The following is a 19,845-nucleotide window of genomic DNA, read 5'->3' as shown; positions in this document are numbered from 1 at the left end:
GGATGACGGCGGTCAGTGCCCCGCAACCTCGCGAATGTCGCTTGCGACGACCTCGTTCGCGCCCCGGCCGATGGACCACAGGCGGCGCTTGACCTTGGGATCCCAGTCGATTGCCTGGCCGGGAGTGGCGATGCCGATGGTGTCCACCAGTTCGAGCCGCGAGCCCGCTTCGGGCAGGCGCATCGCGTAGACTTCGGGCCGATCGTGGCCGGTCGCGTAGATCAGGCCGTCCTCGCCCCAGCTGAGGCCCGAGCAGCTCCTGGGCGCCATGCGCGCCAGCACTGCCTCGGAAAAAGCCCAGCTGGCCTCGGAGCGGAACTGGTCGTCCATGCGGACCAGCACGGTGTAGCGATAGTCGCGGCCCGGTTCCCCACCCTTGCCTTCGTAGTTGCCGAAGACCGCCCACCACTTGCCGTCATGATGGTCCATCACCGTCAGCGAGCCCGGCCCGAAGCCGAGACTGACGCTGCGGACATGCCTGAGCGTGCGCGTGTCGAACACCTCGACCGCGCTGGTCTGCGGCACTGCCGGATAGTTCGACGCGGCGCAGACGAGTTCGGTTCCGACCACGGTGCAGCTGTTCATGTGCGGGTAGAGCCTGCGCTCGCCCTGCCACTGGGCGACCTTCTCGCCGGTGGCGATGCGGTATTTGCCGATGCGGTCGTTGTCGATCGCGTAGAGGTACGTGCCGTCGGAAGCCGCGCCCTGGTGCGCCTCGGCAGCGTTCATCCGCAGCGCAACCGGCGACGGCGGCGGCGAGGGGGCGTCGCTAGTGAGCTCCGCCGCGCCGATCGACGCCGCCGGCATCAGCAGCAGAGCGGCGATCACGGGGCCGTAAAGCAAGCGTGTCATGAGAAAGTGCCTCGGTTGCCGAAAAGGCCGATTAGGCCGGCCATGCTAAGCTAATGTGTCAATCCGGCACCGCGCTTTCAAACGCGGCGGCGCCTCGCTTGGCGAGGAAACAAGCCAAAAGAACGGTTTCAATGAAGCCGTCCGTTCCTATATGCGTTCAAACGGCGCCAGCGAAGACAGGCGCCCGGTTTGGGAGAGGCCTTGTCGAGACCTCGAACCGGAAAACAGACCATGTACTTCCCAGTCCTTCCCGGCGAGCCTCCATGCTGAGGCCACGGCGGCGCGGCATCGCCTCGGTCAATGCCGAAGTGCGCGACGGTATCGTCCCCGCCGGTGGTTCGCTGGCGAAGACGCAGGACGTGGGCCCACCGGAATCGAGCGCGAATTACCGCCTCGTCGCGCTCATCATTGCCTCCGCGCTGTTCATGGAATTCGTCGACGCTACGGTGCTGGCGACCGCGCTCCCCACCATGGCGCGCGACTTCGGCGTCCGTCCGCAGGAGATGAGCGTCGCGCTGACGTCCTACCTGCTGGCGCTGGCGATTTTCATCCCAGCCTCGGGCGTGCTGGCGGACCGCTTCGGATCGCGCACCGTGTTCCGCACCGCGATCGCGCTGTTCGTGGCTGGAAGCCTTGCCTGCGGCCAGTCGCCGACGTTGGAACTGATAGTGGTCTCGCGCTTCGTGCAGGGCATCGGCGGCGCCATGATGATCCCCGTCGGGCGCCTGGTCCTGCTGCGCTCGGTCGCCAAGCGCGACATGGTGAATGCGATGTCGTGGCTGCTGGTGCCGGCGCTGATCGGGCCGATCCTCGGACCGCCGCTGGGCGGTTTCATCGTGACGTACCTCGACTGGCGCTGGATCTTCTACATTAACCTGCCGATGGGCGCGCTGGGGTTCTGGCTGGTCGGCCGCTACATCGCCAACATCCGCGAGGACGAGCCCGCCCGGTTCGACACCCGGGGTTTCATTCTCAGCGGCATGTCGCTTGGCTGCCTGCTGTTCGGCTTCGAGATGGTGAGCCGCCCAGGCGAAGGTGCGATGGCCGCCGTGCTGGTGGCCATCGGCGTGGTGGCCGGCGTCTTCTACGTCCGTAATGCGCGGGGCCGCTCGGGCGCGATCCTCGACCTCGGCCTGCTCAAGGACGAGACGTTTCGCCTGGCGGTGATCGGCGGGTCGATCACCCGCATCACCCAGGGCGCGCAGCCGTTCCTGCTGCCGTTGATGATGCAGGTCGGCCTCGGCTTCTCGGCGGCGCGCAGCGGCACGATCACCGTGGCAACCGCGATCGGCTCGCTCGCCATGAAGAGCCTTGCACAGCGCGTCCTGCGCCGCTTCGGCTTCCGCCGCGCGCTCATCTGCAACGGCGTGATCGCGACCGCCGGTTATGCCATCTGCGGCTTCTTCGGCCCGAGCTGGCCGGTCTGGGCGATGTTCTGCGTGCTCGCCGTATCGGGCTTCTTCATGTCGTTCCAGTTCACCGCGTACAATACCATCGCCTACGCCGCGGTCGACAAGAAGCACATGAGCAGCGCCACCGCGTTCTACTCGACGTTCCAGCAGCTGATGCTTTCCCTCGGCATCTGCGTCGCGGCGATGGCGCTCCATCTGGCGATGCTGGCGAAAGGCCATTCGACGCCGGCACTGGGCGATTTCTCGGCTGCGTTCTGGGTGGTGACGGCCGTATCGCTGACGGCCACTTGGTGGAACCTGCGCTTTGCACCCGACGCCGGGGCGGAGATCAGCGGCCATGCGGAGGAAGACGCGGACGAACCCGAGGAAAAGCGCTCCGCCGCATGACCGCTCCTCAGTTCAGCCGCGCCTTGATGATCGGCCGCAGCAGGTAGTTCAGCACGCTGCGCTTGCCGTTGAGGATGTCCACTTCGGCGACCATGCCGGGGATGATCGGCAGCGGCCGCCCCTCGCGCATGAGGTGTGCGCCATCGGTCCGGATGAGCACTTGGTAGTACGATTCCTTGCCGTGGACCGTCTCCTCCTCGACGGTGTCGGCCCCGATCCGCTCGACCTTGCCGCTCAGGTCGCCGTAGATAGTGTAGTCGTAGGCGGTGATCTTCACCTTCGCGGGCATGCCGGGGACGATGAAGGCGACGTCGCGCGGGCGAATGCGGGCCTCGATCAGCAGGCGATCCTCCATCGGCGTGACTTCCATGATCGGCTCGCCCGGCTGCACCACGCCGCCGCGCGTGTTGATGAGCACCGTGTTCACCCGCCCGCGCACCGGCGAGCGGATTTCGGTGCGCCGCAGCTGGTCGCCGCGCTGCTGCACGATCGGGTTGAGCGCGCTCAGTTCTGCCTGCTTGTTCGCCAGCTCGGTATAAGCCTCCTGCGCATAAGTGTTCTCGAGTTCGACCAGCTTGCCGTTATAGGTGGCGATGTCCTGCCGCAGTTTTAGGGCCTCCATCTCACTCACGACCTTGCGCGCGGCGAGAGGCTGGACGATCGCAAGCTGGCCTTGAGCGATCCGCATCTGCTGGTGCAGCGTGCGGCGCCCTTCCTCCAGCTTGCTGCGACGGGACGCGAAGAGTTCCCGCTCTGACCGCGCGACCGAACTGCCGGGCGGAACCTCGGGCGGGAAGGCGATCGCGCCCTTGCCCAGCACTTCGGCCTGGAGCCGCGCGATCGCGGCGGCGAGCACGATCGCCTGGTTCGCGGACTCGTCGTAGGAGGTCTGGAAATGGGTACGATCGAGCCGCACCAGCGCCTGTCCCCGACGCACCATGTCGCCTTCGCGCACCAGCAGGTCGCCGAGGATGCCGCCCTCCAGGCTCTGGATCTTCTGCATCCGGCTGACCGGCACCACGCGCCCTTCGCCGCGCGTCACCTCGTCGATGCGCGCCAGCGCCGCCCAGGTCACGACGACCACGATGCAGGCCAGCACCGCCCAGAGCAGCGGCCGATAGAGCGGGTGCGCACTTGTCCGGAACGGATCGTCGAGTTCGCGGCGCAACCCTTGCGCGGAAATGCCTTCAACCCCCATGTGCAGCTTCCGTCGTTCTGGCAGGCACTTTCACCTGGTTTCCCGAGACGACCCCGTCCACCGGTCCGTCCATCACCACCGCCCCGTCGCGCATCACGACGATCCGCTGGACGAGGCTGAGCATGGTGCGCTTGTGGGTCGTCACCACCAAGGTCCGCTCGCCCAGCCAGGCCTGCAGACGGGCGACGACGTGCTCCTCGTTGGCCTGATCGAAGGAGGCGGTGGGCTCGTCGAGCAGGACGATCGGCGGGTCCTGCAGGATCACGCGGGCAAGGCCCACCGCCTGCCGCTGACCGCCCGAAAGGCTGCGGCTGCCCAGCAGCGGCATGTCGAGCCCGAGCGGATTGGCCCGCACGAACCGGCCGAGCCCAACGTCGTCGAGCGCCGCGTACATGTCCGCATCGCTGATCGCGCGCCCTTCGAGGTTCAGGTTCTCCCGCAGGGTGCCATGCATCAGCGCGACATCCTGCGGGAGAAAGCCGATCGCAGCGCGGCGGTCGGACGGGTCGATCTGGGCAAGGTTCATCCCGTCGAGAACGATGCTGCCGGAGGTGGCGTCGCCCAGTCCTGACAGCAAGCGCAGCATCGTGGACTTGCCCGCCCCGTTGCCGCCTATGATGGCAATCTTCTCGCCAGCCCGGATGCCCAGCGCGGCGACGTTGACAACCGGCGGCCCGTCAGCGCCGTAGCGCATGACGAGGTCCTGAACCTCGAACCGGCCGCGCAGACGTTCGGCGCGGACGAAGACGCGGCTTTCCGGACGCTCGACCGGCGCGGCCATGAGCTGGTCGAGCCCTTCCAGCGCGACGCGGGTGTGTTGCCAGCGCCCGAGGATACCGGCGGCCTGCGTCATCGGCGCGATTGCGCGGGCGGCGAGCAGCGAACAGGCCACGAGCGCGCCGACCGTCATCGCCCCCTCGCTGATGCGATAGACCCCGAAGGCGACGACGCCGACGTAGCACAGCTGCTGCACCATCGCCGCGCCATACGTCAGCGCGCTGCCGAGCGAGTGGGTCTGCTTGGCGGTTTCCGCGAGCTGCGCCGTGAGCGCTTCCCACAACATCATCGCACGCCCTTCGCCGCGCCCCGCCTTGATCGCCTCAAGGTTCTCTACCGCCTCGATCAGGATGCTGTTCTTGATCGCGCCTTCCTGCAGGTTGCGGCGCGACAGTTCGGCAAGGCGGCGCTGCATGACGAGGCTGGGCAGGATCATTAACACGATCCCGGCGATGGGTACGACCACGATCCACTCGCCGATCAGCGCGATCACGGACAGGAATATCAGCGTGAAGGGCAGGTCGCTGGCGATCGCCGCGCTGGAGGAGGTGAAGAACTCGCGCACGCCCTCGAACTCGCGGATCTGGCTGGTGAAGGCGCCGAGCGAGGCGGGGCGCGCCGAAAGCCGGGTCTGCAGCACTCGCGCGAAAAGCTGAGTGGACAGGGTGAGATCGAGGCTTTTGCCCATCGTATCGAGCAGATGCCCCCGCATGTGGCGCAGCAGGGCCTCGAACACGATGGCGAGGGCGACGCCGCTCGCCAGCAGCCACAGCGTGTCGAACGCCGCATTGGGCACCACGCGGTCGTAGACCTGCATCGCGAACAGGGCCGAGGCAATGGCGAGCAGGTTCGCCATCATCGCGCCGAGCGCGACTTCGAGATAGGCGTTGCGATAGCGGCGGAGCGCCCCGAAGAACCAGTGCTGTCCGGCCGTGGCCGCCAGCGCCCCAGCCCGCTCCTCGGAGCGGAAGCGGGCCTTGGCGAAGACCGCCATGCCCGAATGCAGAGCGGTCAATTCAGTCATCGGCATCTTCTGCACGCCGCCATCGGCGCGCGGCAGGCGCAGCGTCGCGGTATCGCCGTCGATGGCACAAAGGACCACGCAGTCCCCGTCCTCCAGCAAGAGCAGAGCGGGCAGGAGATACCGCGGCAGCGCGAGATCGGAACAGCGCACCTGCGCGGCGATTTCCAGGCGCCGCATGGCCCGAGGCACCATCTCGGTTGGCAATCGCCCGTCGACCAGAGGCAGCCCGTCTCCCAGTTCGCTCGCGCTGGTGTGGCGCCCCAGCATCCCCGCGAGCAGGACGAGCCCTTCGCGCAAGGGGTCACGGACGTGCAAGGAGAGCGGCCGGGAGGTTTCGGCGTTGGTTGCGCTCACGGCGTTGGCTCCCCTAGTTCGATCAGGTCGGTCAGGCGGCCCAGCTGCGCCCCGATCTGGTACTGAATACGGATCATCTGCAGGTGCACTTCGTTGAGCGACCGCCGCGCGTCGTAGTGCTCACGCTGGATGGTGATGAGGTCAATGATGTCGCGCCGGCCCGCCTCGAACTGTTCGCGATAGAGGCCGCCCAGTTCACCGGCGCTGGACACCTGCCGCTCCAGCGCAACCTCCTGGTCCGCCAGCGCCGCCCCGTTGGTGGCGAGGTTGCGTAGGCGGCGTTCGAGGTCCCGCCGCGCCGCACTTTCCTTCCACTGCGCGGCATCGACGCGTTGGCGGGCCCCGTCCACGCGGTCGAAGCTGGATAGTCCCTGCATCGGATTCATCCGGAATCGCACGGCGAGGATGGCGTCGCTCTGCATCCGGCCACCGATCTCACGGCTGAGCGCGGTGGCTTCGAGGTTGACGCGCGGCAAGCTCGAGGAACGGCTTTCTTCGTATGTCGCCCGGGCGTGTTCGGTGTCCTCCACCGCCTTGAGGTAGAGCGGCGAAGCCTCGATCAGCGCATCCGTGCCGCCGATGACGAGCGGCATCATCGACTGCGGCGAGGGTTCGACAAGCTCATCGGGCGGACCACCTACCAGAGTTTCGAACTGGCTGACGGCATCGGCCAAAAGCCCGTCGTCACTGGCGAGACGCTGGCGCGCGCGCGCCAGTTCGAGCTTCGATCGATCGGGCTCGCTGCGGTCGGCATAGCCGCTTTGCGCACGCAGCCCGGTCATCTGCGCGAAATCGTCCAGCGTGGCGATCTGAGCAAGGTCGACCTCGCGCTGGCGGCGGGCCAAGAGGACATCGAGGTAGGTTTCGACGATATCCAACGTGGCCTCATCCCGCGCGATCAGCCATTCGTCCCGCCGCTGCCGCTGCGCGGCGCGGGCACCCCGGACCTGGCTTTTGACTTGCCCCCAATCGTGGACCATCTGTGCCGCCGTCACTTCATACGCCCATTCATCGGGCGATATGTCCTGTGGCCCCCCCGATACCGAAACAGCTGGCAGGTATCCCGCCTTTGCCACGTCCACGTCGGTTTTCGCCGCCCTGATTTCGGCGTTGGCGGCGGCAATTTCGGGATGCCGAGCGATCCCCGCCGCCACCGCTTCCTCGAGCGTCATGGCCGAGACGCGGCACGGCCATGACGCCAGCGATAGCAGAATCACCGACTTCAGAGCCCAGCACGATCGCTTTCGCGTCGCCCACGCGGTCGTCACACGACGACCTGGACGGAATTGTCCTCGACCAGCAGGGTGTTCGTGCCGAATGTGTAGATATCGAAGACGATCCCATTGTGCAGCTGAGTAGCGCCTGTATCCACCGCGCCCACGATGTTCAGCACGTCGTTACTTTCCCCCGTGATTTGGAGGACGTGGCCGGCATCGGTGATGGCGCTTACCTCGGGAGCGGTGAGTGTGACCACGCTGCCGCCGTCACCGCTGCCGAGATCAATCCGCTCGATATTGGTGAGCGTGCCGACCCCCGGCGCATTGTAGTCGAGGTGGATGCCGTTCGCGAGCAGCAGGGTATCGAATCCGGCACCACCGTCGATCACCGCGAAGTTCGGCGCGGTGACTTGGATCGTGTCGTCGGCATTGCTGGCCGAGACGTGATCCCCTGTCCCTACGTTGAAGATGAGATCGTTGCCGCTGCCGCTGTTGATATGCTCGGCACTGCCGTTCACGCCGGACATGACGTCATCGCTGATGGTTCCATTCACGTCGATCTGGCCAATGTTAAGCGACAGTCCGGCCGGGCTCAGGTCCAGTCCGTAGGACGCGCTGTCGTCACCCTGGCTGTCGGTGGCCACCAGATTCAACGATATCTGCGAGCCCAGGTTGAGAAGATCGGTGATGTTGAGGCCCAGCTGGCTCAGGATCGTCGGACTGAGCAGGTTAAGCTCGAAATGACCGGAGCTGTCCGCCTGGACCGGCAGCAACTGGACATTGAGCGCCGGCGTGATGACCCTGATCGCCACGGACGCGTCACTCTCGGTGGTCCCGCTGATGCCGAGGCGCGGGTTCAACGGGTTGAGGCTGGCGTCTACCGCGAAGTTGCCGATCGTCACGGGTTGTTCGATGTTGGAAAGAATCGGCAGCGTGACGACGTTGCTGGAGTTGCCCGCAGGGTCCTTCCCGGTCACGGCCACCTGCGCCGCCAGCAGCTGATCCCAGCTCAGGCCAATATCGAGACCGGTAAGCAGGTTGAGAGAAGCCAGTCCGCTGTTGTCGGCGGTCAGGACCGCGTTGGCCGTTGTGGCGCCGAGGTCGATGGCGACGTCTAGTTCGGTTCCCGGCTCGGCCGAGATCGTCAGCAGGCTGCTGGTCAAGGAAAGGACCGGTGCGGCGGGAGGAGTGGTGTCAATGGTGAAGGATGCCGATGCGGACGGCAGGCCGCCCCCGATGCTTGCCGTGACGGCGGCAGCCCCGTCCGGCAACGGACCAAGGCTACCGGTCGGCACGATGCTCAGGACCACCCGTCCGAGCGCGATATCACCTGCGGCCAGTACATGCGTCGCATGTGTTTCGTAACCGTTCTGGCCGTCGAACTTGGCGGTGACCACCTGTCCAATCTGCGCGCTGGGGCGCAGGATCACTTGGACCTGAATACCATTTGCCGCCTCCGCCGAATTCACCCAACCGTCCGCCGCTTCAGGCACGGTGATGGTCGGAGGGGTGAGGTCGGGGGCGATGATGGCGGCCGGAATGCTGTGGTTTCCGGCCGGGTCGATCGACGTGCCGCTGATACTTTGACCTGCGACCAAGGGCGGTGCGAAAGGCAGGAAAAACGTGCCGGCGGGGCCGACCGACACCACGATCGAATGAGCGGTATCGCCATTGATGACGATCGACAGCTGGCTGTTTGGCTCAGCCAAACCACTCAGGATGGCGCCATCGGACGAAAGCACGAGCGTCGGGCTCGCCGGTGCGATGGAATCGATCGCCGTCACCGCAGGAAGGCTGACATTGCCTGCCATGTCCTGCGCGGTGGCGATCACGACCGTGGCATTGGGTAACGGCAATGCGGGGATAAAGTGCCAGTTGCCTTGGATGTCTGTAGTGGCCTGCCCTATCGTCGCCCCCAAACTGGTTGTCAGCAGCACTGTCGTGCCGGGCTCCGCGGTGCCGGTCAGTGAAATTCCGTTGCTGACGTTGATGACCGGCATCGCCGGGCTGAGCGCATCGACGATCGTGGTGGCGGCTTGGCTGGAGTTGCCCGCGGCATCGATAGCCACGGCATGCACCACTGAGCCGTTGAGCAGGGCCGAGGAGGGGGTGAAGGTCCAGTGCCCGTTGAGTCCGACCGTAGTCTCGCCGATGACGAGGCCCGCCACGTCGGTAAGGACGATCGTCGCACCAGGTTCCCCCGTACCCTCGATCGCGAGACCGTTGGTGAGTTCGATGGTGGGGTTGAGCGGTGCGATCCCGTCGACGATAGTGCTGACCGCCATGCTCACGTTGTCCGCCGCATCGACCGAAACCGCGATCACCACGGTGCCGTCGGGCAAAGGCAGCGGCGGCGTGAACGTCCAGTGCCCGCTGACGTCGGCGATCGTCTCTCCGATCACGAGGCCGAGGTTAGGCACGGCGGCGCGGGCGAATGCGTTGCCGGTGCCATCCATGAGAACAACCGTCGAGTTCGGCTCGGCCGTTCCTGTGACCTGCGAACCGTTCGTGGGATCGATGGTGGGGCCGACCGGCGCCGTCGAGTCCACGGTCGTGCTGGCGGGCGCGCTGGTGTTGCCCGCCGCATCCTGCGCGACGGCGTTGATGACGGTGCCGTTCGTCAGCGCGGAACCGGGCACATAGGACCAGTTGCCGAGGCCATCTGCCGTCGCTTCGCCAACGGGATTGCCGTTGCCATCGGTCAGGATAACGCGCGCGCCGCGCTCGGCGGTACCGTTGATTTCGCTGCCGTCGCTGGGAGCGATGACGGGGGCTGGGGGAGCGACAGCGTCGATTGAGATAGTGGACTGACGGCCGGTATTGCCCGCCGCATCCTGGGCTGTCGCCTCCACTACGGACCCGTCGGGCAGCGGGGTAGTGGGCGTGAAGGCCCAGTGGCCGGTGCCGTCGACGAGGACCTGACCAATCGGGTTTCCATTGCCATCGACCAGCGTGACGGTGCTGCCGGGCTCCGCCGTTCCCGTCAATTCCGTCCCTCTGGAGGGATCGATGGCAGGCGCGGCGGGCGCTACCGCGTCGATCCTGGCGCTGCCTGGAGCACTCACATTACCTGCCGCGTCGAATGCCACGGCATTGACCGTGGTTCCATCAGGAAGGGGCGAGCCAGGCGTGAAGCTCCATCCGCCATTCACGTCTGAGGTTATCTGGCCGATGGGGTTGCCGTTACCGTCGGTGAGGTAAATCGTTGCGCCAGACTCGGCAGAGCCGGTCAGCACGGCGCCGTTCGAGGGGTTGATGATGGGCGCAGCAGGCGCCACCGCGTCCACCGTGGCGGTTGCGGCCGGACTTTCGTTACCCGCGGCATCCTGCGCCACTGCCCTGACGATGGTACCATTCGGCAGGGGCGTGCCCGGCGTGAAGCTCCAGTTGCCTCCGAGGTTCGCCGAGGTTTGACCGATCGCGTTTCCGTTTCCGTCGGTCAGGGTTAACGTTGCGCCCGCCTCGGCCGTTCCCGTCAGCACCGCGCCGTTGGTCGCCGCGATGGTAGGTTGTGGGGGCGCCGCGGCATCGACTGCGCCGCTGGCCTGAGGGCTGAAATTGCCGGCGGCATCCTGCGCCACCGCATGAATCACGGTCCCGTTGGGAAGTGGCGATGCGGGCGTGAAGCTCCAGTCGCCCGTGCCGTCCGCCCTGACCTGCCCAATGGCGTTGCCGGCACCATCGGTGAGCGAAAGGGTTGCACCCGGCTCAGCCGTACCCGACACCATCGCACCATTGCTGGGAGCGATCACGGGCGCCGCCGGAGCGATTGCATCGACGGTCGCAATGGCTTGTCCGCTGATATTGCCGGAAGCATCGGTTGCCACAGCGACGACCACCGTTCCGTCGGGCAGGGGCGCTGGCGGGACGAAGATCCAGTCGCCGTTGCTGTCTGCCTGGACTTGCGCGATGGAATTGCCGCCCCCATCGGTCAGCGTGACGACGGCGCCGGCTTCCGCGTTGCCGGACAAAATGCTTCCGTTGGTGGGATCGATGACCGGTGCACCGGGCGCGCTGGAGTCTACGGTCGCTGTGGCCTGAGGCCCGGTATTGCCAGCGGCATCGCGCGCTGTGGCGATCAGCACTGTTCCATTCGCAAAACGGGTGGGTGGCGTGAAAGTCCAGTGCGCGCTAGCGTCGGCAATTACCCGGGCGATCACCCTGCCGTCGTGGTCGGTCAGCGTCACGGTTGACCCCGCCTCTGCGGTGCCGGTTATCGAAATTCCGTTGGACGGTGCGATCGTGGGCGCGGCGGGTGCTATGGCATCGACGGTAACACTGGTTCGCGCGCTGCCGTTGCCGGATGCATCGACCGCTACGGCGGTCACCACGGTGCCGTTGCCAAGCCGCTCCGCCGGCGTGAAGATCCACGTGCCATCGGCACGGGCGGCGGCGCTTCCCAGCGGATGCCCACTGGCGTCGGAGAGCAGGATCGTAGCCCCTGCCTCTGCCGAACCGGAGACCGCGGCGCCGTTCGAAGGCGCGATCACCGGCGCACGGGGAGCGACGGCATCCACCGTGACGGTGGCGGATGGCCCTGCCTCACCGACCGCGTTGACGGCCGCTGCCGAAACGACCGTGCCATCCGGCAGCGGAGTGCTGGGCGTGAACGACCATCTGCCGTCACTGCCGATTGTGGCCCGCCCGAGAGTGCTGCCCGCCGCATCGGTCAGCAGGACCGCGACCCCGCTCCCCGCCGTGCCCGAAAGGACATTGCCATTGGTCGGCGACAGGGTGGGCGCGGTGGCAGGAGTCGGCGACAGGTCCGGCGCAGTGACGACCACGGGCGGGCTCGTGTTGCCGGCAGGATCGGTAATGCTGACGTCGATTTGCTGCCCGTTATCGACCGGAGCGACGAAAACGATGCTGAACCTACCGTCGCCCCCGATCGTCGTGGTGTAGTCGGTATCGCCATCACCATCGACATCAACGGTCACAGTGCTGCCGGGCTCGCCGCTGCCTGAAATGCCGGTGCCGTCCGCAGCGATCGTCACCTCTTCAGCCGCGCCGGGCGAAGTGGTGTCGGGAGCGGTCACCGAGACGGCGGGCCCGACATTGCCGGCCGCGTCCCTGACGGTGACGCGCACCGTCTCGCCATCGAGGAGGGGCGGAACGAGGGGCACGGTGAAAGTACCGTTCGAACCAACGGTGGCGGAATAGTCGCCCGACCCGTTGCCGTCGATATCGACGCTAACCGTCGCGCCGGCTTCCGCGCTGCCGGTCAGGCGGTCGCCTGCGGCACTGATCGCAAGGTTGGTCGCGGCCGCCGGTGCTGTGGTGTCGGGAAGAGCCGCCGCTTCGGCCTTCCCTCCGCCACCGGTTGCGACAGCCAACCCTCCACCGGCCAGCGCCGCCAGCGGGATTAGCGTCCCGGCGCCCAGCGCCGCGCCGCCAGTGCCCGCGGCGGCGCCAGCAGCGGCACCGGCGGTTCCTGCCGTCGTCGCGGAGAAAGCCGCCGTGGCGTCGATCGGCACATAAGCGGCCGAAGACAGCGCACCGGTGGTTGCCTGGCCGATCTCGGTGGTGACCAGCCCATCCTCGTTGACGAGAAGGAGATGTGAAACCTTGGTCGGGTCGATGTAAAAGTTCGTGATGCGGACTACTTCGCCCGACTTGAGGTGGACCAGCAGGTCGGCGCCTTCGCGGCCATACCCGGCGACAGCTTCGGGCGCGACGTTGAGGGCGATGCTGCTACCTGCGGGGACGGTGACCGATCCCTCCACAGCCTGAATAGGCGAGGCGCTTATTCCTGAGGTATTCGGTGCAACCTTGGCTTCGACAGGCATTTCAGATCTCCCACGAACGGCGAACCTAAATGGTCCTGGCCAAGGCAGCCCTGCGGTGCCGTGCGATCGGGACCAGCATGGCCGGAGCGCGCACGCGACACCGCCCGGCTGCGTCGGTGCCGGACATCGCAATTTTCCTGATCTCGTCTGCGGTCGGCATGAGGGCGGAGAGACGTTGTTCGCCCCCGTGCCCGCGAAGCTCGACCATTGCCGGGATCCGGGATCATTTGGATTAAGCGCATGCCGGGATCAGCCAATTCAGACTTCATCCGAATCCGAGTGGATTGGCCGGGAACCAAACGCCGCTGCCGCTTAAGGGAAATCCTCCGTACCGTCGGCACTCGATAACGGATGAAGTTGATGGCCCCGGCATTCGGGACAATCCCCTCGACCTTGCTCAGACGCGCAGCCTGATCGTCACGTCGAGGCCGGGGGCAGCATCGCGCAGATCCACCGTGCCGCCATGGAGGTGGGCAACCGCCTGTACGAGCGAGAGGCCGAGGCCCGCGCCCCAGCCGCCGCGTGCTTCGTCGAGGCGGCTGAACCGGCGCAGCGCCTGCTCGCGCTGCCCGGGTGCGATGCCGGGGCCCTGGTCGGCCACGGTAATGGCCGCGCCGTCAACGTCGGGCACGAGCGCAAGCCTGATGGTGCCCCGGCCATATTTCAGCGCGTTGTCGACGAGGTTGCCGATTGCCTGATCGAGCAGCTGGCGGTGCACCGGCATGTCGAACCGGGCAGGTGCTTGGACGACGATGGCGCGGCCCTGGTCCTCCACGAGCGGAGCGTATATCTCGGCGACAGTCTCCAGCAGTTCGGAAAGGTCGGCGGGGACGAAGCTCTCGCGGCCCAGTCCAGCCTCGGCGCGGGTGATGCTGAGCGCGGTCTCGATGATGGCGAGCAGCCGCTCGCTTTCGGCGAGGGCCTGGTCGATGAACGGCTGCGCCTGCGGGTCCTCGACGTGCCGCGCGGCGCGGTCGAGCGCGGCGCGCATGCGGGTGAGGGGGGATTTCAGGTCGTGGGCGAGCGTGTCGGTGGCGATCTTGAGTTCGTCGTTGAGCGCCGCCACGCGGTCGAGCGCCTGGTTCACCTCGCTGCCGAGCAGGGCGAAAGCGTCGCCGGTGTCATCGCGCGGGACGCGGCGGGAGAGGTTGCCCGAGCGGACATCACCCAGCGTCGCGATGCTTGCCTTGAGGCGGCCGAGGATGAAGCGGGTGGAGAGGAACGCCGCGGCCACGGCAAAAAGCACCGACATGCCGAGCGCGATCATGCTCGTGCGCTCGAGCAGGGCAATGACCTGGCGCTCGTTCTCCACCACGGTTCCGGTCAGCAGGGTCCCGCCGCTCCGCAGGCGGACCAGCTGTACCAGCATGGCCTCGCGCGCAGCATGACCTGAGCGTTGCTTATTCACCAGGGTGTAGGGCCCGGCGAATGGCAGGTCGGTGGGCAATGCCTCGAGATTCCCTGCAATCGGCCGGCCTTCGGGTGAGATGACCAGCAGCACTGCGGAGCGCTCGACCTGCCGCGAGGTGCGCATTATGACCGCGTGGGTGAGGGCGGGCAGGCCGCCATTGTCGTAGGTCTCCAGCAGGTCGTCGCGCATGGTCTGGGCGACCGCGACGGCGTCGGCGCGGTTCTGGGACCGCAGCAGCGCGGTGGGGCCGAACAGCAGCACGGCCGCGGCGATGAGTTGGAACAGGAATACCAGCGCGGCGAAACGGAACGTCGTCGAACGCCAGATCGCTGACGTGAAGCTCACGGCTCGGCGCCGATGCGGTAGCCCGCGCCGCGCACCGTATGCAGGAGCCGCCGCATCTCGCCTTCGTCGATCTTCTTGCGCAGGCGGCTGAGGTGGACGTCGACGACGTTGGTGCCGGGATCGAAGTGATAGTCCCAGACGCCTTCGAGCAGCATCGTGCGCGTTACCACTTGGTCGACATGGCGCAGCAGGAACTCCAGGAGGCGGAACTCTCGCGGTTGTAGGTCGATCGTGCGCTCGCCCCGGCGGACGCGGCGGGAAAGCAGGTCCATTTCAAGGTCATCGCAGCGCAGCACGGTTTCTGGGCCCGATGCCGAAGACGCGCCCCGGCGGATCAGCAGGCGGATGCGGGCGAGGAGTTCGGCGAATGTGAAGGGTTTGACGAGATAGTCGTCGCAGCCGCTGGTCAGGCCCTTGATCCGGTCCTCGGGCGAGCCGAGCGCGGAAAGGATGATGACCGGCGTTTCCACGCCCGCGCCGCGCATCGCGGCCAGCACCGCCATGCCGTCGAGGCCCGGCAGCATGCGGTCAAGGACGATGCAGCCGTAGCCGCCGTCGGTCGCGAGAAACAGGCCATCGCGACCGTTCGCGGCGCCATCGACGAGGAAGCCGGCTTCCTCGAGGCCATTGGCGATGAATTCGGCGGTCGCCGCATCGTCTTCGACAAGCAGGATTTTCTGGCTCATTCCGCCGGCGTCTCCGTGGTTTTCAATTCATCCATACCCTTTGCCGGATATCGAAGGCCGTGGGGAGCACATTAACTTTCGGTCATTTGCCCTCCAGCCGACAGAAGCGCGCACCATCGTACTCACGTCGAGACGCCCGCAGCAAGGGCGAGGCAGCAAGGCTCCCCGACGATGGAACCAGACACGGCATCCGATAACCCGCGCCAGCGCCGCGCAAGGCTCGATGAAGGGACCTGCCGCCTGATCTGCCCCATCGCCTCGGCCATGGTCGGCGTCTGCATGACCGGGATCGGGCTGCTGCGCGTCGCGGTGGTGGCGCGGGGTGGCGAGACTATCGCGGATGACCTGCTTTCGGCAGACGCGCTGGCGTTCCTGTCGGCGACCCTGTGTTCCTACTTCGCTCTGCGGGTGCAGTCGGTGACGCGGCTGCACTGGCTGGAACGGGTCGCCGACGTGACGTTCATCGCGGCGATGGTGATGCTGACGGTCGCCTGCTTCGTCATCACCTATTCGCTCGGGAGCTGAGCGGGCCACCTAGATTGCCGATTGTTCATGCCGCGGCGAAGATCCTGCAATCCGGCGGAGACTATTCGGTGCTCATGTTCCGGAGCCTGCCATGCGTTTCGCCTTCCTCATCCCGTTTCTCGCCGTACTTGGCGCCACACCGGCTTTCGCGAGCGAGGGTGGTGAAGGCCTCTGGATGAACCCGAAACACACCTTGGCGGTGCACACCGATACATGCGGCCAGAGCAGGGAACGCACACTGTGCGGCCGGATCGTCTGGGCGAGCGGACAGGCCCGGGCCGACGCCGCCGCTGCCAGTGTCCCGCGCCTCATCGGCACCGAACTGCTCGAGAACTACCGCCTCCGTGCCCGGGGCGTGTGGGAGGGTACCGTCTTCGTGCCGAACATGGGCCGCCGCTTCGCGTCCGAGATCGACGAGATTTCGCCCGACCGCCTGAAGGTCAAGGGCTGCATACTGGGCGGCCTGCTGTGCAGGTCGCAGGTGTGGAGCCGGATCGGGCAGGTGCCGGCATGACCCTCTTGCGCGGCCTGTTCGAGCGCCATCGCCGACTTATCACGCTGGCCGTCGTTCTTGCCGTGATCGCGCTTGGTTTCGCAGCGCTCGACGCCCTGACGCGGGAGATACGCTACAGAGACGTTCGCGCCGCCGTCCATGCGCTGACTTGGACGCAGATCGTGCTGGCGTTGGGGTTCACGGCCGCCAGCTATTTCGCCCTGACGTTCTACGATTATCTGGCGCTGCGCATCATCGGCCGCCCGCTGCCGTGGCGGACTGCCGCGCTGGCCTCGTTCACAAGCTATACGCTGAGCCACAACCTGGGGCTCTCGCTGCTGACCGGAGGATCGGCGCGCTATCGCATCTACGTTGCGGCAGGGCTCGACGGGCCGGACGTCGCCCGCGTCGTCGCACTGGCAGCGGGCAATTTCTGGGCAGGCGTGCTGACGATCGGCGGGGCGGCGATGCTACTCCATCGCGGCCAGCTGGACTTCGGCCCGGTGTCGCTCGGCCCCGTCGCCACGCATCTGGGCGGAGCCGCGATGCTCGCTGTCATGGCGGCTCTGGTGGTCATCGCCGGACGCGTGAACGAACCGCTCTCGATCGTGGGCATGCGGCTGCCCCTTCCGCGCCCGCGTGACATCGCGGTGCAGACCGGCATCGGTTTCATCGACCTGTCCTGCGCGGCGGGCGCGCTCTTCGTGTTGATCCCGGCGGCCGATCCCGCCCAGCTTCCCGCCTTCGTGCTCGCCTATGCGCTGGGCATCGTGGTCGCGCTGGTGAGCCATGTTCCGGGAGGCCTCGGCGTGTTCGAGGCAGTCGTCCTGGCCGTCCTGCCAATCGACAAGGCCACGCTGTTCGCCGCGCTCATCGCCTACCGCCTCGTCTACTACCTGCTGCCGCTGGTGATCGCCGCGCTGCTGCTGGCGTGGCACGAGGGTGCGCGCAGCCGCCGGATGGCGATGCTGGTGGACGGGATGCAGACGCTCGCCACCAGCATATCGCCTCTGTTGCTGAGCGGTGCGGTTTTCCTCGGCGGCGGGATGCTGCTGCTGTCGGGTTCGCTTCCCGCCATCCACGCGCGCATGGGGCTGCTGGCCGACGTGTTGCCGCTCCCCTTCATCGAGGCGAGCCACATCGCCGCCAGCCTCGTCGGCACCGCACTGCTGCTGCTGGCGCCCGGCCTATATCGGCGGCTCGACGGGGCCTGCCTCGCGACCCGGCTGCTGCTGCTGGCCGGGGCGTTCTTTTCGCTCACCAAGGGCATCGACTATGAGGAGGCGGCCGCCTGCCTCGGGCTGGCCGCGCTGCTGCACCTGACGCGCGGCGCTTTCTATCGCCGGACCGCGCTGACCGAGACGCCGCTCACTGCCGGTTGGCTGGCGGGTATCGCGATGGTCGCGGCGCTTGCCGTGTGGGCCGGAATCTTCGCGTATCGCCACGTTCCCTATGACGACGATCTATGGTGGAAGTTCGCCCTGCGCGCCGATGCCCCGCGCTACCTGCGCGCTGGACTGGCCTCCGCCGTGTTCGTTGCGGGCTTCGCCCTCTCGCGACTGTTCGCACCATCGAGCCGCCGGCAGTACGTGGAGAATGCAGGTCCCGCGATCCGCGCGATCCTCGCCTCCAGCGGCCGCACCGAGGCGATGCTGGCGCTGACCGGCGACAAGCGGTTCCTGGTCTCGAACGCCGGCGACGCCTTCGTCATGTACCAGGTCAAGGGGGCGAGCTGGGTCGTCATGGGCGATCCGGTCGGCGCGGAAAGGTCGTGGGGCGAGTTGCTCTGGGCCATCCGTGACCTGTCGCACCGCCGGCAGGGACGCCTGATGCTCTACGAGGTGTCGCCCGCCGTGCTCGACCTCGCGATCGGCATGGGCCTGCAGATCGTCAAGTACGGCGAGGAGGCGATAGTCGACCTCGAAACTTTCGAGCTTGGCACCCCGCAGCTGCGCAGCGTCCGCAAGTCCGAGCGCGTGGCGGCCAAGGCGGGCGCGACCCTGCGCGTGGTTCCCGCCGCCGCCGTGCCGATCATCCTCAACGACCTCGAGGCGATCTCCGCCGAGTGGATGGAGGCCAAGGGCCACCGCGAAAAGGGCTTCAGCCTCGGCAGCTTCGACCGCACGTACTTGCTCAATTTCGACATGGCGCTGGTCATGGTCGAAGGCCGGATCGTCGCCTTCGCGAACCTGTGGCTGACGCAGGACCAGTCCGAGGCCTCGGTCGATCTCATGCGCCACCGCAATGACGCGCCGCGCGGAACGATGGATTTCTTGTTCGCCAACCTGATGATCTGGGCAAAGGCCCGCGGTTACCGGCGCTTCACGCTGGGGCAGGTGCCGCTGTCCGGCATCGAGGGCCGACACCTCGCGCCCTCCTGGGCCAAGGCCGCGGCGCTGGTGTTCCGCCATGGAGAAAGCTTCTACGGCTTCCGCGGCCTGCGCGGGTACAAGGAGAAGTTCGCGCCCCGGTGGGAGCCCCGCTACGTCGCCGGACCCCATGGTATCGGGCTGATACAGGGGCTCCACGACGTATCCCGGCTGATCGCGGCCGGTCCCGTCGCCACATCCACCGTGGTTCGCCCAGCAGTGTCGATGGAATCCCGGCAGTGTCTCCCGGAAAGGATAGTGACGGCATGACCATCTTGCGCTTCCGTCCGGCGCGTCTAGCACTGATGCTGATCGCATTGCTGGCGCTGGCGGCGATCAATGCCCCTGCGCTGCACCTGCTTGGCTCCGATCCGATCCGTCTGTTTCCGGCCCGGAATGCCTCCGTTTCCGGCAAACCCAAAGTCGCCGCGGTGTTCCTTTCAGGCGACATGGGGTTCAACTTCGGGATGGGAGCGCACATCGCCGAGGCCGTCGCCGCGAGGGGTATCCCGGTCGTCGGAGTGAGTTCACCGGTCGTCTTCGCCCACCATCGCACCCGCGCCGAGGCTGACGCCGTAGTGGAAGGGGCCATCCGCCTCGCGCTTGCCCGCACCGGCGCCGGAAAGATCCTGTTGATGGGACAGTCCTACGGCGCCGACATCATCGCCACCACCGCGGCCGACCTCCCGCGCGACCTGCGCCGCCGCATCCTGGCAATCGACCTGACCGTGCCGGCCCAGACCGTCTACTTTCGCGCCGATCCCAGCACGCTGGCCTATATCGGTAAGCCTGACGCGCGCCCGATGGCGGCGCTGCGTGCGCTGCGCTGGGCGCCGGTCGTCTGCGTCTATGGGCGGGAAGAGCAAGGTAGCCTGTGTCCCGTCCTGAGAGGCGCCGCGCGGGTGATCGGCCTGCCGGGCAACCACCACCTCGAGCATAACCGGGCGCTGGTGGCCGAGACCACACTGGCAGCGCTGCGCGCGGCGGCGCCGGCGGCGGGAATCTGACG

The 19,845-nt window shown here is 66.9% G+C and carries 12 protein-coding genes; 5 read left to right on the top strand and 7 right to left on the bottom strand.

What is annotated here, in order from left to right:
• Positions 1-12: 12 nt before the first annotated feature.
• The gene (locus AC07M9_RS16595) at positions 13-852 is read right to left on the bottom strand and encodes a YncE family protein (protein ID WP_494885189.1); all 840 of its coding nucleotides are present in this window, start codon (positions 850-852) and stop codon (positions 13-15) included.
• A gap of 263 nt (positions 853-1,115) precedes the next feature.
• Between AC07M9_RS16595 and AC07M9_RS16590 the strand changes: the two genes are divergently transcribed.
• Positions 1,116-2,651, top strand: coding sequence for an MFS transporter (locus AC07M9_RS16590; protein WP_494885187.1), 1,536 nt, complete (start codon positions 1,116-1,118; stop codon positions 2,649-2,651).
• A gap of 7 nt (positions 2,652-2,658) precedes the next feature.
• Here the strand turns inward: AC07M9_RS16590 and AC07M9_RS16585 are convergent, their stop codons facing one another.
• The 6 genes from AC07M9_RS16585 to AC07M9_RS16560 all read right to left on the bottom strand — a co-directional run bounded on the left by AC07M9_RS16585 (position 2,659) and on the right by AC07M9_RS16560 (position 15,449).
• Entirely contained in the window at positions 2,659-3,849 is a 1,191-nt protein-coding gene (locus tag AC07M9_RS16585; protein WP_494885186.1) for a beta-barrel domain-containing protein, read from the bottom strand.
• Entirely contained in the window at positions 3,839-6,004 is a 2,166-nt protein-coding gene (locus AC07M9_RS16580) for a type I secretion system permease/ATPase (protein WP_494885185.1), read from the bottom strand. The genes AC07M9_RS16585 and AC07M9_RS16580 overlap by 11 nt, the downstream gene beginning before the upstream one ends.
• Positions 6,001-7,221: a TolC family protein gene (locus AC07M9_RS16575; RefSeq protein WP_494885184.1), complete on the bottom strand. Its 1,221-nt coding sequence runs from the start codon at positions 7,219-7,221 to the stop codon at positions 6,001-6,003. Before AC07M9_RS16575 ends, AC07M9_RS16580 begins: the two co-directional genes overlap by 4 nt.
• A 47-nt stretch (positions 7,222-7,268) precedes the next feature.
• Positions 7,269-13,007 carry an Ig-like domain-containing protein gene (locus AC07M9_RS16570; RefSeq protein ID WP_494885183.1) on the bottom strand — a complete coding sequence of 1,913 codons (5,739 nt, stop codon included), beginning with the start codon at positions 13,005-13,007 and terminating at the stop codon, positions 7,269-7,271.
• A gap of 397 nt (positions 13,008-13,404) precedes the next feature.
• The gene (locus tag AC07M9_RS16565; RefSeq protein ID WP_494885182.1) at positions 13,405-14,763 is read right to left on the bottom strand and encodes a sensor histidine kinase; all 1,359 of its coding nucleotides are present in this window, start codon (positions 14,761-14,763) and stop codon (positions 13,405-13,407) included.
• Positions 14,760-15,449 carry a winged helix-turn-helix domain-containing protein gene (locus AC07M9_RS16560; RefSeq protein ID WP_494885181.1) on the bottom strand — a complete coding sequence of 230 codons (690 nt, stop codon included), beginning with the start codon at positions 15,447-15,449 and terminating at the stop codon, positions 14,760-14,762. Before AC07M9_RS16560 ends, AC07M9_RS16565 begins: the two co-directional genes overlap by 4 nt.
• Before the next feature lie 171 nt (positions 15,450-15,620).
• Here AC07M9_RS16560 and AC07M9_RS16555 point away from each other — a divergent pair, with 171 nt between their 5' ends.
• The 4 genes from AC07M9_RS16555 to AC07M9_RS16540 all read left to right on the top strand — a co-directional run bounded on the left by AC07M9_RS16555 (position 15,621) and on the right by AC07M9_RS16540 (position 19,843).
• Positions 15,621-15,974: a hypothetical protein gene (locus tag AC07M9_RS16555; RefSeq protein WP_494885180.1), complete on the top strand. Its 354-nt coding sequence runs from the start codon at positions 15,621-15,623 to the stop codon at positions 15,972-15,974.
• Between the two features lie 91 nt (positions 15,975-16,065).
• Positions 16,066-16,488 carry a DUF2147 domain-containing protein gene (locus tag AC07M9_RS16550; protein WP_494885178.1) on the top strand — a complete coding sequence of 141 codons (423 nt, stop codon included), beginning with the start codon at positions 16,066-16,068 and terminating at the stop codon, positions 16,486-16,488.
• Positions 16,485-19,106 (top strand): bifunctional lysylphosphatidylglycerol flippase/synthetase MprF, encoded by a 2,622-nt coding sequence (gene mprF, locus AC07M9_RS16545; protein ID WP_494885176.1) that lies wholly within the window; start codon positions 16,485-16,487, stop codon positions 19,104-19,106. Before AC07M9_RS16550 ends, mprF begins: the two co-directional genes overlap by 4 nt.
• On the top strand, positions 19,103-19,843 hold the full coding sequence (locus AC07M9_RS16540) for an AcvB/VirJ family lysyl-phosphatidylglycerol hydrolase (RefSeq protein WP_494885174.1): 741 nt from the start codon (positions 19,103-19,105) through the stop codon (positions 19,841-19,843). The genes mprF and AC07M9_RS16540 overlap by 4 nt, the downstream gene beginning before the upstream one ends.
• The last annotated feature ends 2 nt before the right edge of the window (positions 19,844-19,845 follow it).

It is taken from the genome of Novosphingobium sp. GW821-FHT09E05, assembly GCF_059416165.1.
Note: the sequence above shows the minus strand (reverse complement) of the source record. Positions and strands in the feature narration are given on the sequence as shown.

Bases quoted from the DNA above. Each gene is read 5' to 3' on its own strand.
- AC07M9_RS16595 (WP_494885189.1), bottom strand. From the start codon at position 852: ATGACACGCTTGCTTTACGGCCCCGTGATCGCCGCTCTGCTGCTGATG.
- AC07M9_RS16590 (WP_494885187.1), top strand. From the start codon at position 1,116: ATGCTGAGGCCACGGCGGCGCGGCATCGCCTCGGTCAATGCCGAAGTG.
- AC07M9_RS16585 (WP_494885186.1), bottom strand. From the start codon at position 3,849: ATGGGGGTTGAAGGCATTTCCGCGCAAGGGTTGCGCCGCGAACTCGAC.
- AC07M9_RS16570 (WP_494885183.1), bottom strand. From the start codon at position 13,007: ATGCCTGTCGAAGCCAAGGTTGCACCGAATACCTCAGGAATAAGCGCC.
- AC07M9_RS16560 (WP_494885181.1), bottom strand. From the start codon at position 15,449: ATGAGCCAGAAAATCCTGCTTGTCGAAGACGATGCGGCGACCGCCGAA.
- AC07M9_RS16555 (WP_494885180.1), top strand. From the start codon at position 15,621: ATGGAACCAGACACGGCATCCGATAACCCGCGCCAGCGCCGCGCAAGG.
- AC07M9_RS16550 (WP_494885178.1), top strand. From the start codon at position 16,066: ATGCGTTTCGCCTTCCTCATCCCGTTTCTCGCCGTACTTGGCGCCACA.
- mprF (WP_494885176.1), top strand. From the start codon at position 16,485: ATGACCCTCTTGCGCGGCCTGTTCGAGCGCCATCGCCGACTTATCACG.
- AC07M9_RS16540 (WP_494885174.1), top strand. From the start codon at position 19,103: ATGACCATCTTGCGCTTCCGTCCGGCGCGTCTAGCACTGATGCTGATC.